The organism is Skermanella aerolata KACC 11604 (genome assembly GCF_000936425.1).
GTDB lineage: Bacteria > Pseudomonadota > Alphaproteobacteria > Azospirillales > Azospirillaceae > Skermanella > Skermanella aerolata.
On sequence record NZ_AVFK01000025.1, the window covers coordinates 80,941 to 96,248 of the forward strand.

General features: G+C 65.7%; 15 protein-coding genes. 6 read left to right on the forward strand and 9 right to left on the reverse strand.

Annotated elements, in window-relative coordinates; genetic code table 11:
* Positions 1-224 precede the first annotated feature (224 nt).
* Positions 225-1,184 (forward strand): response regulator, encoded by a 960-nt coding sequence (locus N826_RS40500; protein WP_052832024.1) that lies wholly within the window; start codon positions 225-227, stop codon positions 1,182-1,184.
* Positions 1,185-1,203: 19 nt separating this feature from the next.
* Here the strand turns inward: N826_RS40500 and N826_RS40505 are convergent, their stop codons facing one another.
* Together N826_RS40505 and N826_RS25220 are read right to left on the reverse strand one after the other, a co-directional pair.
* A complete protein-coding gene (locus N826_RS40505) occupies positions 1,204-2,415 on the reverse strand; it encodes a GNAT family N-acetyltransferase (protein ID WP_052832025.1) in 1,212 nt (403 codons plus the stop codon).
* 63 nt (positions 2,416-2,478) lie between these two features.
* A complete protein-coding gene (locus N826_RS25220; protein WP_147040425.1) occupies positions 2,479-4,098 on the reverse strand; it encodes a sulfatase-like hydrolase/transferase in 1,620 nt (539 codons plus the stop codon).
* A 117-nt stretch (positions 4,099-4,215) separates the two neighbouring features.
* Here N826_RS25220 and N826_RS25225 point away from each other — a divergent pair, with 117 nt between their 5' ends.
* The 5 genes from N826_RS25225 to N826_RS25240 all read left to right on the forward strand — a co-directional run bounded on the left by N826_RS25225 (position 4,216) and on the right by N826_RS25240 (position 8,276).
* Positions 4,216-4,677, forward strand: coding sequence for an MgtC/SapB family protein (locus tag N826_RS25225; RefSeq protein ID WP_044433241.1), 462 nt, complete (start codon positions 4,216-4,218; stop codon positions 4,675-4,677).
* 100 nt (positions 4,678-4,777) lie between these two features.
* On the forward strand, positions 4,778-4,918 hold the full coding sequence (locus N826_RS43345; protein WP_157599367.1) for a hypothetical protein: 141 nt from the start codon (positions 4,778-4,780) through the stop codon (positions 4,916-4,918).
* 106 nt (positions 4,919-5,024) lie between these two features.
* Entirely contained in the window at positions 5,025-5,705 is a 681-nt protein-coding gene (locus N826_RS25230; protein WP_147040427.1) for a rhomboid family intramembrane serine protease, read from the forward strand.
* 99 nt (positions 5,706-5,804) lie between these two features.
* Positions 5,805-6,587, forward strand: coding sequence for a sulfite exporter TauE/SafE family protein (locus N826_RS25235; RefSeq protein ID WP_044433244.1), 783 nt, complete (start codon positions 5,805-5,807; stop codon positions 6,585-6,587).
* Positions 6,588-7,001: 414 nt separating this feature from the next.
* Entirely contained in the window at positions 7,002-8,276 is a 1,275-nt protein-coding gene (locus tag N826_RS25240) for a polyhydroxyalkanoate depolymerase (RefSeq protein WP_044433246.1), read from the forward strand.
* A 181-nt stretch (positions 8,277-8,457) separates the two neighbouring features.
* Here the strand turns inward: N826_RS25240 and N826_RS46000 are convergent, their stop codons facing one another.
* The 7 genes from N826_RS46000 to glpK all read right to left on the reverse strand — a co-directional run bounded on the left by N826_RS46000 (position 8,458) and on the right by glpK (position 15,059).
* Positions 8,458-8,688 (reverse strand): HepT-like ribonuclease domain-containing protein, encoded by a 231-nt coding sequence (locus N826_RS46000; protein WP_044433248.1) that lies wholly within the window; start codon positions 8,686-8,688, stop codon positions 8,458-8,460.
* 29 nt (positions 8,689-8,717) lie between these two features.
* Positions 8,718-9,011 (reverse strand): nucleotidyltransferase family protein, encoded by a 294-nt coding sequence (locus tag N826_RS25250; RefSeq protein WP_044433250.1) that lies wholly within the window; start codon positions 9,009-9,011, stop codon positions 8,718-8,720.
* 82 nt (positions 9,012-9,093) lie between these two features.
* Positions 9,094-10,182, reverse strand: coding sequence for a sn-glycerol-3-phosphate import ATP-binding protein UgpC (locus N826_RS25255; RefSeq protein WP_044433251.1), 1,089 nt, complete (start codon positions 10,180-10,182; stop codon positions 9,094-9,096).
* A 5-nt stretch (positions 10,183-10,187) separates the two neighbouring features.
* Entirely contained in the window at positions 10,188-11,033 is an 846-nt protein-coding gene (ugpE, locus tag N826_RS25260) for a sn-glycerol-3-phosphate ABC transporter permease UgpE (protein WP_044433253.1), read from the reverse strand.
* Positions 11,030-11,914, reverse strand: a complete 885-nt coding sequence (ugpA, locus tag N826_RS25265) for a sn-glycerol-3-phosphate ABC transporter permease UgpA (protein WP_044433255.1) — start codon at positions 11,912-11,914, stop codon at positions 11,030-11,032. Before ugpA ends, ugpE begins: the two co-directional genes overlap by 4 nt.
* Positions 11,915-12,105: 191 nt before the next feature.
* On the reverse strand, positions 12,106-13,431 hold the full coding sequence (gene ugpB, locus N826_RS25270; RefSeq protein WP_044433257.1) for a sn-glycerol-3-phosphate ABC transporter substrate-binding protein UgpB: 1,326 nt from the start codon (positions 13,429-13,431) through the stop codon (positions 12,106-12,108).
* Positions 13,432-13,559: 128 nt separating this feature from the next.
* Positions 13,560-15,059 carry a glycerol kinase GlpK gene (gene glpK / locus N826_RS25275; protein WP_044433259.1) on the reverse strand — a complete coding sequence of 500 codons (1,500 nt, stop codon included), beginning with the start codon at positions 15,057-15,059 and terminating at the stop codon, positions 13,560-13,562.
* Positions 15,060-15,308 lie beyond the last annotated feature (249 nt).

Consider the following 15,308-nt stretch of genomic DNA (forward strand, 5'->3'; position numbering starts at 1 on the left):
CAATTCCCCATAAATTCGGCCCTGGTCCAATCATCTGGCCCCGGTATCCGGGGAGTTAAACATCTGACTGCGACAATGGTCCCACCACGGATACGCTACCCGGCTCTTGCCGATTAAAAATGATATGGCATTCTTGTTTTTGTTGAAGTGTCTAGAAAAGCCGGACGCGAATGTGCATCCCTTGAAGCTTTCAGCCACCTGTCAGTGCGGTATGGGATGAGCGGATGATCGCGAGAATATACAGGCCCAAGATCGGCATCCTGATGGGAGAGGGTAATCTTTCCGTCCGGATCGCGCTGAAGTCCCTGCTCCAGGCCGAGGGTTTTTCCAACATCGTCGACGTTCCCGACGTGAAGAACCTGCGCTCGCTGCTGGAGGAAAGGCGCGAGCCGCCCGACGTCGTGATCCTGGACGCCGACCTCGAGGACGACAACCCGTGCGAGATGGTCCGGTCGATCCGCCACGGCAGGCTCGGCACCAATCCGTTCCTGACCGTCGTCATGACGACCTCGATCGCCAGCAACGACCGGGTCCGCGCCATCGTGGAAAGCGGCGCCGACGGGCTGCTGCTGAAGCCGATCTCGCCCGCCGCCGTGATGGAGCGGCTGGCCGGGCTGGTCCGCCAGCGCAAGCCGTTCATCGTAACCTCCGCCTATATCGGACCGGACCGCCGCAAGGACCCGGCGCGCGGTCCAAGCTCCATCCCGCTGTTCGACGTGCCGAACACCCTGCGCGCCAAGGCGGAGGGGCGCCCGCCCCGGCTCGACGAGCTGGAAGCGACCATCGCCCTTGCGCAGAAGGCGATCGACGAGGAGAAGCGGCGGCGAGACGCCTTCCAGATCACCTTCCTGGCCGGGCTGATCGTTTCCGGCACACCCGGTCTCAACGACGACGCCACCAACCACGACTATCTGGAGTCGCTGATCGACGCCTGCTCCGACTTGCTGGAGCGGATTTCGGGCACGCCCTTCGCCCGGCTGGCCGAAATCTGCACCGAACTCCGCAACCTGGCGCAGCGGATGGTGTCCACGGGCAGGGTGAGCGAACCGCAGGCGCTGAAGATGCTCCGGCCGATGTCGGACGCGCTGATGGCGGGACTCAATCCCGGCACCGCTTCGGCCGAGTTGGCGGAGCAGGTCAACGCGGCGATCCGGGGATACCGGGAGCGGATGCGGGTCGGTTGAGCGTGCCGGACGGTTCCGGTCAGAACATGTCCGACAGCCAGGGTTTCGGCCCGGCGAACAGGGTGGCGGCGGTATCGAGCGCCGCCGGCCGTGCTTCCAGCAGGCCCAGGTCCGCCATGGTCCGGGGCGTCAGGTGGCCGGTATACAGCGTCGCCAGCGCATCGACGCCGAGCGAGATGCCGGCGGCGCTCTGACCGGAACCGGCGCCGGAAGCGGGACTGGAACCGTGACCGGACAGGCGCTCGACCGTCGCCGCGCCGTCCTCCACCTCCAGCCGGTAGCGGCCGCCGTTGCCGGCAAGCAGGGGATCGTTGACGTCGAGGGTCAGGCCGGCGCGGACTCCCATCGGCCAGCCGCGCGCGGTCAGGGCACCGGCGACGTCTGTGATCCGCAGCATCCACTGCTCCCACGAGGCGATGGCGGCGCCTACTTCCGGCATCAGGTGGATCAGCACGTCCTCCGGCCCTCCCGCCCAGGTAACGGCCTGCGCCTGGGAATGCCAGCCGGCCAGGAAGGCCAGGATCGCCCGCCCGGCGCGGGGCGTCAGGGCGGCCCAATCTTCCACATGCAGCGTGCGGTCGGACGACTTGGGACCCAGGGTCAGGTAGCCTTCGGGACCGCCGGCGCCGGGGATCAGCCACGTGTCGAGCGGCTTCGCCGCCGAATCCAGCGCCCGCTGCCACAGCAGTTCGCAGCGCGCGAGCAAACCGTTGGTCCGCCGCGCCCGCTCCGCCTGCATGTCTTCCAGGGTGGAGCGGACGACCGGCGCCATCAGTTCGGGTCCGAGATCGGAGCGAAGGCCGCGCAGGACGCCGAACGGCAGCCGGTAGGTGATCCTGTCGCCGGCGGTGCCGTAGCCGGCCTTGGCGTAGAGCGGCCGGGTCGCCGGATACAAGGTCGAGACCGGGAAGCCCGCCGCCCGCGTCTCCTCCAGCATGGCCGCCATCATGCGGCCGCCCGTGCCGCGTCCGCGCTCGCCCGGCTCGACCATGACGGCGGAGATGCCCCGGCACCGCACGACGCGCCCGCCGAAATACTGCTTCATGTCGAGCAGGCCCAGCCCGGCCACGGCGGACCCGTTCCGCCGCATCACCCGGAAGTTCTCGGGCCCGACCGTCTCGACATAGTGGCGCGTCCCGGCCGCGGTGGAGGCGAAGGCGTGCCGGAAGAGCAGCAGGAAGCGGTCCATGTCGGATGGGCCGTAGGAGGTATAGGCGGGTTGGTCGGACATGACCGACGGTTTACTCCAGGGCGGCCCGGACGGGCAAGACCGTGCAGGGCCGAGGCTCGCCGGTCAGCTCGCCTCGCGGGCGCTGAAGGCGGCCAGGAAGCGGTCGCGGAAGGCTTCCATCGGCAGGGTCGCGGGGCCTGTCCTGGGCACCATGCCGGGGATGAAGCCCCATTCCTCGAACGGGGCGAGCAGTTCGGGGTCGCGGCTGACGATGTGGACGGGCACCGACCGGGACGCGCCCTCCCCGGTGATCAGCGGGGCCGGCTGGTGGTCGCCCAGGATGATGATCAGGGAGTCGTCGGTGACGTAGCGCGTCAGGTATTCCTGCAAAGCCTTCAGCGTGTAGTCGACGGAATCGACGTATTTCCGCGTGATGTCGCTCCACATCGGCTGATAGCGGGAAGAGGCGGCGGCCGGGGGAAGGGGTGCTGTTTTGTAGACTTCCCCGTCGCCGAGGCTTTCCCAGTCGTCGAGCAGCGGCGGCAGCGGCTCCCACGGGCCATGGCTGCTGATCAGCGCGTATTCGATGAAGAGCGGCCGGTCGCGTCGGCGTTTCTCCTGACGATGGATGAAATCCAGCGTGTACTGGTCCGGGATCGCGGCCCAGCCGAAATGGGGACCCGCATAGCCCATGTCCTCGGTCCGCCAGATCCTGTCGAAGCCCCAGAACTCGCCTTCCGGCCAGGGGCGGCTGAGGGCTGGCATCACGGCCAGGGTGCGGTAGCCGGCGCGGCCGAAATAGCGGGCCAGCGATTGCCGACCGCTGGTCAGCATCAGGTTGTAGAGTCCCTGGTCGCCCAGCCGGGCGCCGCTCATGAAGGTGCCGTGGGCCAGCCAGGACTGGCCGCCCTGGATCGGCGATTCCATCAGGCCGGAGCGTACGCCGAAGCCGTGTTCGGCCAGGGCCGACTGAAACCCCTCGAGGGTCGGCTCGACCACGGCGCGGTACTGGGGGTTGGTCAGGACGGTCTCGCCGTAGGATTCAAAGAACATCACGTAGACGTCGCGCCGCCCCAGATGGGCCAGCAGGGCATCGTCCGGCGTTCCGGCGAAAGGGTCCTGCCGGAACCGGCTGAGATTGTCCGCCCGCAGCGCCGAGGCCTGCATCGCCTCCCTCGCCTGAGCGGCGAGAAGCGCCACGGCGCCCTGGTCCAGCGGCGCGAAGGCGCGGGCGCCGCCGAGGCTGAGCAACACCATCGCCGCCGCCGTCCCGGCGAAGAGACGGCGGTTGAGCCGCTTTTCCAGGAAACGGGACGCCGCGGCGACCGCTCCCAGGTTCAGCGCGAACAGGACGGCCAGCGCCGTCGGCACCGCGACAAGGGCCAGCGCCAGTTCCAGCCGGGAGGCGGACCCTGTCAGGACTTCCAGGATGGCCGGAAGCAGCATCAGGTCGAGCGAGAGGTTGACCGGCCGTCCGATCAGCGTGTTGCTGGCGAGATCGGCCAGACGGAACGCCGCGACGACCATGACGAGCGCGGTCAGGGGGATCGTGACGCGCCGGCCCGCCCGGACTCCGAATGCCGCCGCCAGCGCCAGCAAACCGAACAGGATGGCGATCTCGGCGGAAGGCCGCAGGTGATCCGGTCCCAGCAGGTTGCCGGCCCAATTGGGCAGGCCGGTCACAAGCCCAAGCCAGATCCAGGCGAGCAGGAACACGGCAATCGATCTGATCGTTCCTGACACGCGGGGACACCTGCGGCTACGGGAAAGTGCTTCAGAGAAATCGGCATCAAGACTAGCTTGGCGCCGGCTCTAGTCAAATCCGCGCGAAAGGCGGATCGGCGGACGATCCGGAGGACGATGGATCTTCATACGATCACACCGGTTGGGGAAATGGCGCTGCGGCTGGCGCTTGCCTGCGCCTTCGGAATGGTGCTGGGCCTGGACCGCGAGGTCCGGGGCAAGTCGGCCGGGTTGCGGACCCATATGCTGGTGGCGCTCAGTTCGGCGGCCACGACCCTGGTGACGCTGGAAATCTTCGAGACCCTGAAGGCGGCCGGTCACACCGACATGGACCCGCTGAGGATCGTGCAGGGACTGGCGCAGGCGATCGGCTTCATCTGCGCCGGGGTCATCATCCAGTCGCGCGGCGATGTCCACGGCCTGACCACGGCCGTCAACATCTGGCTGTGCAGCGCCATCGGGGTCGCCGCCGGCGCCGGGCTGCACACGCTGGCCCTGCTTGCCACGGCATTCGCCGCCCTGGTGCTGACGGGAATGCATTTCGTCGAGAAATGGCTGTTCCGGGGCAACCGCTCGTGAAATCCGGTGTGCCTGACATCCGGTCGGGTGACCGTTCTTGATAAGGATCAATGCGGCATTTCACGGGTTTTGCGAGCTTCCGGCGATACCGGAGAAATCGATGCTAATCAAAATCCTGTTCGCCGCGATCGTCAAGCTGGCGATCGTCGTTGCCGCCCTCTACTGGTTCTGGCCGACGCCCAAGCCGGTGACGCCGCCTCAGCGCGTCGACACCGGCATCGTCCTGCCGCAGTCAGGCTGAGGGCGGTCCGGCTGAGGGCGGTCCGCCGGGCCATGGCAAATCGCTGGCTCTCTCGCCATATTGTTCGGGCGGGACGGTCAAAGGGGCATGGCGGCGTGATATCATCGTGAGTTCAGGAAGAGCGCCGCCGGGGTTTCTGCCCCGCGTGACCCTTGCGATCATCGGCCTCTGCACGCTCGTCTTTGCGGTCCAGGCGCTTCTGGGCGAGTCAGCGCGATGGGACATGCTGCTGGGGTTTTCGATGATCCCGGCGGTCGTCACGGGCGACCGCGTCCTGCCGGACGCGATCCCGACCTTGGGCGCCGCGTTCAGCCTGCTGTCGGCCATGTTCCTCCATGCGGATTTCTGGCATCTGGCCGGCAACATGATGCTGCTCTGGCTGTTGGGCGACGGGGTCGAGGGAGCGATGGGCCACCTGCGGTTCATCGTGTTCTACCTGCTGTGCGGCCTCGCCGGAGCCGGAGCGCAGATCCTGTCCGATCCCGGATCGCTCGACCCTGTCGTGGGAGCCAGCGGCGCAATTTCCGGCGTGCTCGCCGCCGCCCTCGTGCTTCATCCGAGGACAAGGCTGAGCCTGCCGCTGGGGCGGCGGCGCGTCGTGCTGCCGGTGTCGCTGTACGCGGCGGTCGCGGGCTGGGTCGGCGTGCAACTGGCCGACGCGATGTCCGGCGATGCGGAAGAAACCGTGGCTTGGCTGTCGCATCTGGGTGGTTTCGTGGCCGGAACGATCCTGGCGCTGCCGTTCGCGCGGCCCGGGGAAGGGGTTCCGCCGATATCCCCGCCTTGACATACATCATAGCCGTACGCGCCAGCGTGCTTCAGCATCGCCGGTGGACTCAAGGGGGCTTGCCCCGGTTTCCGCCGGGGATGGGGTCGAGGGACGGGCATGGACCAGCACACGGTACTGACGCTGATCGATACGGGTCTGCAACAATGCAGCCTGGACGTGGCGCGCGACGGCGGGCTGTTCGGCAGCCTGTTCATGGCGGGGCTGGTGGGAGGCTGGTCGCACTGCGCCGGCATGTGCGGCCCCTTCGTGCTGGCCCAGGTCGCGACGCGCCTGGAAGGCGTCCCCGCCAGCCGCATGACGGAGCTTCACCGGCTGGCCGGCGCGGCGGTCCTGCCATACCATTTCGGACGCGCAACGACCTATGCTGCGATCGGCGGCATGGGCGCCCTGCTAACCGGCGGCGCCGCCAGCCTGCCCGGACTGCGCTGGATCTCGGTGGCGCTGCTGGTGTTTGCGGCGCTGTTCTTCCTGAGCTACGCGGTCGGCGGGCTGGTGCGCCATCTGCCGCAGGCGCAGTCACCCGGCTTCGCCATGCGGGCGCAACGGCGCTGGGCGGAGCGGGTCAGCGGCTTCGCCAAGCCGCTGTTCGGCAGCCCGACCGGCTGGCGCGGCTATGCGCTGGGGCTGGCGTTGGGCTTCATCCCGTGCGGCTTGCTCTATGGCGCGGTCGCGGTGGCGTCGGCCAGCGGCAACCCGGTGTCCGGAGCGCTGGGAATGGCCGCTTTCGCCGCCGGAACGATCCCGAGCCTGCTGACGGTCGGCCTTGCCGGCCACGCCGCCGGCCGCAGCTTTCGCGGTGTGATGTCCAGGGTGGCGCCGGTCGTCATGGCGGTGAACGCCGGCGTGCTGGGCTATATGGCGTGGCGCCTGATTGCCTGACAGCCTGATCCCGGGTCACCTGACTTCCGCCCCTTAGCCGCGCCTGGCGCACTCCTTCGCGCCCGACCCATACCGAAGGCATAGCCACTCGCGGGTTTGTGACGAGACCGCTGCGTGCCTGTTCGGGTACCCGCATGGCTGCTTTGCGGCGATGCGGCATTAAGACCCGGCGAAAAACGAACTTTTTTGTTGCGTCCGGGCGTTGCTTGACGCAATTTTCTGCCCCCGGACTGTACTATCTGTGTGAGCGGGGTCACAATAGTTCTAAAGCACACTATTTACGACTATGAAACAATTGCTACATCAAGCTGTTCGTACAGGTAAGCGGCGATAAGTCGCAGGACCGTGATGCAGTCAACTGTCAGTTAGCTGAATGTCGCGGCGTCCATTCAAACGGTGTATGTGAGGGGAATCTTGCTCTATCAGCTTTACGATCTCCAACACGCTGCTTGGTATCCTCTGCGCCTGATGGCGGAAGCTACCCAGACTGCGTTTCAGAACCCGTTTCTTCCTGCTTCGTACACCCGCGTAGGGCGCACCATCGCCGCTGGCGCCGAACTGGTCGAACGCACGACGCGGCGCTTCGCCAAGCCGGAATTCGGGTTGCCCACGACCAAGGTCGACGGCGTGGAGGTGGCGGTCCGGGAAGTGCCCGTGCTCCATAAGCCGTTCTGCGACCTGATCCATTTCGAGCGGGCGACCGACAAGGTGCATCCGCCGGTGCTTCTCGTGGCGCCGATGTCGGGTCACCACGCCACGCTGCTGCGTGGTACGGTCCAGGCGCTGCTGCCCGAGCATGACGTCTATGTCACCGACTGGCTCGACGCCCGCAAGATCCCGCTGGCGCGCGGCAAGTTCGACCTGGACGACTACATCAGCTACCTGATCGAGTTCATGGGGCATCTGGGGCCGCATACCCACGTGATCGCGGTCTGCCAGCCGACCGTCCCGGTCCTGGCCGCCATCTCGCTGATGGCTCAGAACAACGATCCCAACCAGCCTGCCAGCATGATCCTGATGGGCGGCCCGATCGATACCGGCGCGGCACCGACCGTCGTGACCAAGCTGGCCGAGGACAGGCCGTTGAGCTGGTTCGAGCGCAACGTCATCCAGACGGTGCCGGCTTACCATCCCGGCGGCCTGCGTCAGGTCTATCCCGGCTTCATTCAGCTTACCGGCTTCATGTCGATGAACTTGGATCGCCATGTCGGCGAGCACATGAAGATGTTCCAGCATCTGGTCAAGGGTGACGGCGACAGCGCGGAGCAGCACCGCAAGTTCTATGACGAGTATCTTTCGGTCATGGACCTGCCGGCGGAGTTCTATCTGCAAACCGTCTCCACCGTGTTCCAGCGGCGAGCCTTGGCGACCGGCACGATGAAGTGGCAGGGCGAGAAGGTCGATCCCTCGGCCATCCGGCACACCGCCATGCTGACGGTCGAAGGCGAGCTGGACGACATCTCCGCTCCCGGCCAGACGCGGGCGGCGCACCAGATCGTATCCAGCCTGCCGGCCGAAAAGCGCGGCGACCACTTCCAGAAGGGCGTCGGCCACTACGGCATCTTCAACGGCCGCCGCTGGCGCGAGCAGATCGTGCCGCGCGTGCGCGACTTCATCCTGACCCACGACACATCCGGCCGCTTCCAGGCGCCGGCTGAGTCGGCGGCGCCATCGGTGGCGGCGGAGTAGACGCGGGACTGGGCTGCAAGCCAAGGCTTGAACGTATCGTGCCGGGCGCCGCGATCCATCAAGGGTCGCGGCGCCCGACGCGTTTTTGGCTATTCGATCAGTCGGTGTTCAGCGCGGCGATCATCTTAGGCAGGCAGTCGATGAGATGAGGGATGAAGACAGTCGCCGTCTCAAAGACCCGCTAAAGCCGAATTCCGAGATAGTCGTGCGCAATGACGTTTCGCATACCTATGATCTGGCGCCAAGGAGTACTGGGGAAACGCTCCTGCGTTTCTAGAGGCACCCGCTTTGCGGCTTCGCCAATAACTTCTAGCGCTCGCAAAACCGCATATTGGGTCTTGCGATCCTTCGCGAATGACTCGAAATCCATACCGGCTACGAAGGTTTGAACATCTCGGGCGTAATCCAGCATGTCGCCGAGACATGCGACGGGATCGCGAGTCACAACGGTACGACTTCGGCCAATACCTTGGCGGCTAAGCGGGGACGGAGGGCCTCACGCTCAACCAGATCGACCGGTACACCCAATGCATCGCTGAGTTCTATCTGAAGTCCAGCATAACCGATCAGGTCGATTCCATCTCCCAACTCGACCAGCAGGTCCAAATCGCTGTCTTCGCGTTGTTCGCCGCGAGCATAAGAGCCGAAAATCCCCGTGGAGCGTATAGGATAACGGCCACGCAAAGCGGGCTGAATGGTGCGTAGTTGTGTCAGAATATCGTCCAGGGTGCGCAAGGCGGCCTCGCTTTGAGCGGTTATCTATCCATCATAGCGCATTGAGGCCAGTTTCGCACAGGCGTGGGGATGCCGGTCCGTGTCATGACAGCCTCCGCCCGCTTTCGCGGTCGAACAAGTGGACTTCGCCGGGGGTGATTGCGAAGTGGAGGGTGTCGCCGGTCTTCACGTTGGCGCTGCCTGGCAGGCGGGCCAGCAGGGGATCGCCGCTGGAGGTCAGGCGGGCGTGGACCACCGTGTCGGCGCCTAGGGCCTCGACCAATTCGACCTGTACCGCGATGTCGCCGATGCCCTGGCCGGTCTCGTGGGTCAGGTGCTCGGGGCGGATGCCTAAAGTGACGTCGCGGCCGGTGCTGCCGGTACTGTTTCTGCCAGTGCCGTTGGAGAGCGGGACCTTGTGGCCGCCGCGCAGTTCGACGCCTTCGGCGGTCAGGACGGCGGGGAGGAAGTTCATCGCGGGGGAGCCGATGAAGCCGGCGACGAAGGTGCTGGCCGGACGGTGGTAGACCTCCATCGGGGTGCCGATCTGCTCGGCGACACCGCCGTTCATCACCATCATGCGGTCGGCCAAGGTCATCGCCTCGACCTGATCGTGGGTGACGTAGAGGCTGGTGATGCCGAGCCGGTCCTGAAGCCGGTGGATCTCCACCCGCATCTGGGTCCGGAGCTTGGCGTCCAGGTTGGACAGCGGCTCGTCGAACAGGAAGACCGCCGGCTCGCGCACGATGGCGCGGCCCATGGCGACGCGCTGGCGCTGGCCGCCGGAAAGCTGGCGCGGGCGGCGTTCCAGGAAGGGGCGGAGTTCAAGGATGTCGGCGGCCTTGTGGACCTTGCTCTCGATCTCCGACTTGGAATCGCCGCGTATCTTCAAGCCGTAGGCCATGTTGTCGTAGACGGTCATGTGAGGATAGAGCGCGTAGTTCTGGAACACCATGGCGATGTCCCGGTCCTTCGGCTCCAGGTCGTTGACGACGCGGCCGCCGATGGAAACCTCGCCGCCGCTGATCGTTTCCAGCCCGGCGACCATGCGCAGCAGGGTGGACTTGCCGCAGCCCGACGGCCCGAGCATGACCAGGAACTCGCCGTCGCCGACGGCGCAGTCGATCCCCTTGATCGCTTCGAACCCGCCCGGATAGGTCTTCCGGACGCCGCGGATACCGACTTCAGCCATGTACTTCACTTCTCCGTTTCGACCAGGCCCTTGACGAACCAGCGCTGCATGAAGACCACGACGGCAATCGGCGGCAGCATGGCAAGGATCGTGATCGCCATGATCAGGTTCCATTGCGTGTCCGCATCGACGAACGAGATCATCTTCCGCAAGCCGATGATGATCGTGTTCATGTTGTTGTCGTTGGTGATCAGCAGCGGCCACAGGTACTGGGTCCAGCCGTAGATGAACAGGATGACGAACAGCGCCGCGATGTTCGTGTAGGACAGCGGCAGCAGGATGTCGCGGAAGAACCGCATCGGGCCGGCGCCGTCGATCCGCGCCGCTTCCACCAGTTCGTCCGGGATCGTCAGGAAGAACTGGCGGAACAGGAACGTCGCCGTGGCGGATGCCATCAGGGGCAGCGTCAGCCCGGTATAGGTGTCGATCAATCCGAGATCGACGATGACCTGATATGTCGGCAGGATGCGGACTTCGACCGGCAGCATCAGCGTGATGAAGATCATCCAGAAGAAAAACATCCGGCCGGGGAAGCTGAAGAACACGATCGCGAAGGCGGACAGGATCGAGATCACGATCTTTCCGCACGCGATGGCGAGCGCCACGACCAGCGTGTTCAGCAGCAGCCGGTCGACACCGACGCCGCCGATGGTCGCGACCCCGGCGAAGGCTCCGCCGTAGTTCTCGATGAAGTGGCCGCCCGGCACCAGCGGCATGGGCGGAGCCATGATCTGCTGCGTCGTCAGGGTGGAGGCGACGAAGGTGTAGTAGATCGGGAAGGCGACGATGACGATGCCGACGATCAGGATGAAATGGGCGAGCAAGGCGCCCAGCGGTCTGCGCTCGATCATGCGTAGTGGACCCGGCGCTCGACGTATTTGAACTGGATGACCGTCAGCGCGATGACGATGACCATCAGGATTACGGACTGGGCGGAGGACGCGCCCAGGTTCAGGTTCACGAAGCCGTCGTTGTAGACCTTGTAGACCAGCGTCTCGGTCGATTTGCCGGGGCCGCCGCCCGTCACGGCATGGATGATGCCGAAGGTGTCGAAGAAGGCGTAGACGGTGTTGACCACCAGCAGGAAGAAGGTCGTCGGCGACAGCAGCGGGAACACGATGGTCCAGAACCGGCGGGCCGGGCCGGCACCGTCGATGGCGGCGGCCTCGATCAGGGATTTCGGGATCGCCTGGAGACCGGCCAGGAAGAACAGGAAGTTGTAGCTGATCTGCTTCCAGGCGGCGGCCCCCACGACCATCGCCATCGCCTGGTCGCCCCTCAGCAGCGGGTTCCAGTCGATGCCCAAATCGCGCAGCATCACCGCCAGCGTCCCCATGGCAGGGCTGAACAGGAACAGCCAGAGCATGCCGGCAATAGCAGGCGCCACGGCGTAGGGCCAGATCAGCAGCGTCCGGTAGATGCCCTTGCCGGCGACGACGCGGTCGGCCATCACAGCCAGCAGGAGGGCGGCGACCAGGGCCACGACCGCGACCGACAGGCTAAAGACGACGGTGACCTGGAGCGAGTTGATGTAGGCGGGGTCGGACAGGACCATCTCGAAGTTGTCCAGCCCGACGAAGCGGCTGCTGAACCCGAACGGATCGTCGCGGTAGAGGGACTGGCGGACGGCCTGGAACGCGGGCCAGAAGAAGAAGACCGACGTGATGGCAATCTGCGGCGCCACCAGGAGGTATGGCAGGAGCTTGTTGGGGAAGACGACGCGACGGTTCATGAAGGTCCGTGGGGGAGGGGGTCTTTAAGGGGAATTATTGTGCGGAAAATCCCCCTCTCCCTGAGGGAGAGGGTCGGGGTGAGAGGGCCGGTGCGGGTGCGGGACGTTCCTGGATTGCACCCCCTCACCCTAGCCCTCTCCCTCAGGGAGAGGGGACAGAGTCATGGGCGTTTTTGGTTTTAGGGGGCTCGTTATTGATATGCCTTCGCCGCTTCCTTGATCGCCGCGTTGGACCGGCGGACTGCGTTGTCGAGAGCCGTCTTGGCGTCCTGCTTGCCGTTCAGCAGGGCCTCGATCTCCTCGTTCTGGATGTCGCGGACCTGGGGCAGGTTGACGGTGCGGACGCCCTTGGAGTTCTCGGTCGGCTCCTTGCCCATCATCTGCTTGATCGGGATCTCGCGGCCGGGGTTCTTCTCGTAGAAGCCGTCCTTCTTCGACTGCTCATAGGCGGCCATGGTGGCCGGCAGGTAGCCCGACACCTGATGCAGGCGGGCCTGCACGTCCGTCTTGGACAGGAAGGTGAAGAACTGGGCGACGCCCTTGTAGTCGGCCGCCGGCTTGCCGGCGAAGACCCAGAGCGATGCGCCGCCGGGGATCGTGTTCTGCGGAGCGCCGGCCGCTTCCGGGTAGTAGGGCAGGGAGCCGATGCCGAAATCCATGCCGGCCTTGACCATGTCGCCGATGCCGCCGGACGATTCCGGCATCATGGCGCATTCGCTGTTGAGGAACTTGGCCTTGGCTTCCGACGTACGGCCGCCGTACTGGAAGGTGCCGTCCTTCTGGAGTTCGGCCAGCGTCTGGAAGTGCCGGATGTTGAGCGGACCGTTGATCTTCAGTTCGGGCGTCAGGCTATTGAGGCCGTTCTGATCGGTCGCGTAGGGCAGGTTGTTCCAGGCGCTGAAGTTCTCCAGGTGAATCCAGGTCAGCCACGTGCTGGTCATGCCACAGGACTGGCCGGACGCCTTGATCTTCTTGGCGAACTCGAAGGCTTCGGGCCAGGTCTTCGGCGGGGTCTCGGGGTCGAGCCCGGCTTTCCGGAAGCTGGCCTTGTTGTAGTACAGCACAGGCGAGGAGCTGTTGAACGGGAACGACAGCATCGTGCCATCGGCGGCGCTGTAGTACGAGACGATGCCGGAGAGATAGTCCGACTTGTTGAAGGTCTGGCCGCCTTCCTTCATTACGTCGGCGATCGGCTTGATGGCGCTCTTCGCTCCCATCATTACGCCGGTGCCGACGTCGAAGACCTGGATGATGTGAGGCGGCTGGCGGGCGCGGAAGGCGGCAATGCCGGCGTTCAGGGTTTCCGGGTACGTCCCCTTGTAGACCGGAACGACCTTGTAGTCGCTCTGGGTGGCGTTGAATTCCTTCGCGAGGTTCTCGACCGTCTCGTTGTTGGCGCCGGCCATCGCGTGCCACCACTGGATCTCGGTCTGGGCCTGGGCCGGAACCGCCGTGGTGCCCGCCATGGCGACTAGGGCGAACGCCGATGCGGCGAGCGTCGCGTGAATGCGGTGCATTTATCTCGTCTCCCTGATTTGCGGATCGTGGTCATGGTTAGCGACCCGCAATGACTCCGCCGTGACGGTCACGTGAAGCTTCGGTGACCATCCGCCGGTTGATACGTACTCTAAGCCTTTTTAAGGAGTTACGCCACATCGCTTCTCACGCGCCGGACTGCACGCCGCCAGCCTTCGTAGAGGCGGGTACGGTCCGCCGGGACCATGGCCGGCTCGAACAGCCGTTCGCGGTGCCAAGCCGCCGCGACGCTGTCGAGAGAGGCGTACACCCCGGTATGGAGGCCGGCGAGGTAGGCGGCGCCCAGCGCGGTGGTTTCGGTAACGATCGGGCGCTCGACCGGCAATTCCAGGATGTCGGCGAGGAACTGCATCAGCCAGTCGTTCCTGACCATGCCGCCATCGACCCGGAGCGCGCTGGGCTGTGTGCCGCCGTCGGCGGCCATGCATTCCATCAAGTCGCGGGTCTGATAGCAGACCGCCTCCAGCGCCGCGCGGACGATGTGGCTGACGCCGGTGTCGCGCGTCAGGCCGAGCAGTGCGCCGCGCGCGTCCGGGTCCCAGTGCGGTGCGCCGAGACCGGTGAAGGCCGGCACCATGTAGACACCCTGGGTGTCGGGCAGGTCATTGGCGTGGCGTTCCGACGCCGCCGCGTCTCCGATGACGCGAAGGCCGTCGCGCAGCCACTGGACGGCGGCCCCTGCCACGAAGATCGAGCCTTCGACCGCGTAGGTCGGCTTGCCGTTCAGGCGGTAGGCCGTGGTGGTCAGCAGGCGGTTGGCCGAACTGACCGGCTTGTCGCCGACGTTGAGCAGGGCGAAGCAGCCGGTGCCGTAGGTGCTCTTGATCATGCCGGGTTCGAAGCAGGCCTGACCGACGGTGGCGGCCTGCTGGTCGCCGGCCATGCCGGTGATCGGCAGGGGGGCACCCAGGAATTCCGGCTCGGAAGTGCCGAAAAGCGCGCTGTTGTCCTTGACCTCCGGCAGGAGCGCTCGGGGGATGTCGAACAGGCGCAGCAGGTCGTCGTCCCAGTCCTGTTTGTGGATGTCGAACAGCAGCGTCCGCGACGCGTTGCTGGCGTCGGTCGCATGGACCTTGCCGCCGGTCAGGCGGAACAGCAGGAAGCTGTCGATCGTGCCGAAGCACAGCTCGCCCCGCTCGGCGCGCTGGCGGGCGCCGGGCAGGTGGTCGAGCAGCCAGCCCAGCTTGGTCGCGGAGAAGTAGGGATCGATCAGCAGGCCGGTGCGCTCGGCCACCAGTGGTTCGGCGCCGTCGCCGTGGAGACGGCGGCAGACTTCCGCCGTGCGCCGGTCCTGCCAGACGATGGCGTTGTGCAGCGGCTCTCCCGTGCGGCGGTCCCACAGGGCGGTGGTTTCGCGCTGGTTGGTGATGCCGATGGCGGAGATGGCGGAGGCGGTCAGGCCGGCGTCCTCGAGGGCTGTCCGGCAGACGACTGTTGTGTCGCGCCAGATGTCCTCCAGGTCGTGCTCGACCCAGCCGTCATGGGGGTAGAACTGCCGCAGCTCCCGCTGGGCAGTCGCGACCGGCAGCCCGTCGCGGTCGAACACGATTGCCCTGGTCGATGTCGTCCCCTGGTCGATCGCCAGCACATGGACCGGAGTCACCGCCATGATTCCCTCCCCCTTCGCATTTTTTCGTCTTGGCCGAAGCTTGTTGCCGCCGACTCTGGCGGAGTTGCCCTTGAGGTGTCAACCGGCCGCAAAGCGGATGTTTCGGACCAATTCTCAAGGCAGCGCGCCCGAACTCGCGGAGGATGTCCTTGTGGGCATTTTCGGCTAACGCCGGTGTCACAGGGATCAGAATGGAATAAATGCAAAAAGTGGAAAATACGGCGCAACTTTGATCTCCCCTTGCCGGTT

What these genes read in the sequence shown, in the direction of transcription:
- N826_RS25255 (WP_044433251.1), bottom strand. Translation starts at nt 10,182, where the DNA reads ATGGCTGAAGTCGGTATCCGCGGCGTCCGGAAGACCTATCCGGGCGGG.
- glpK (WP_044433259.1), bottom strand. Translation starts at nt 15,059, where the DNA reads ATGGCGGTGACTCCGGTCCATGTGCTGGCGATCGACCAGGGGACGACA.
- ugpB (WP_044433257.1), bottom strand. Translation starts at nt 13,431, where the DNA reads ATGCACCGCATTCACGCGACGCTCGCCGCATCGGCGTTCGCCCTAGTC.
- ugpE (WP_044433253.1), bottom strand. Translation starts at nt 11,033, where the DNA reads ATGATCGAGCGCAGACCGCTGGGCGCCTTGCTCGCCCATTTCATCCTG.
- N826_RS40500 (WP_052832024.1), top strand. Translation starts at nt 225, where the DNA reads ATGATCGCGAGAATATACAGGCCCAAGATCGGCATCCTGATGGGAGAG.
- N826_RS43345 (WP_157599367.1), top strand. Translation starts at nt 4,778, where the DNA reads ATGCTAATCAAAATCCTGTTCGCCGCGATCGTCAAGCTGGCGATCGTC.
- N826_RS25235 (WP_044433244.1), top strand. Translation starts at nt 5,805, where the DNA reads ATGGACCAGCACACGGTACTGACGCTGATCGATACGGGTCTGCAACAA.
- ugpA (WP_044433255.1), bottom strand. Translation starts at nt 11,914, where the DNA reads ATGAACCGTCGCGTCGTCTTCCCCAACAAGCTCCTGCCATACCTCCTG.
- N826_RS46000 (WP_044433248.1), bottom strand. Translation starts at nt 8,688, where the DNA reads ATGCTGGATTACGCCCGAGATGTTCAAACCTTCGTAGCCGGTATGGAT.
- N826_RS40505 (WP_052832025.1), bottom strand. Translation starts at nt 2,415, where the DNA reads ATGTCCGACCAACCCGCCTATACCTCCTACGGCCCATCCGACATGGAC.
- N826_RS25225 (WP_044433241.1), top strand. Translation starts at nt 4,216, where the DNA reads ATGGATCTTCATACGATCACACCGGTTGGGGAAATGGCGCTGCGGCTG.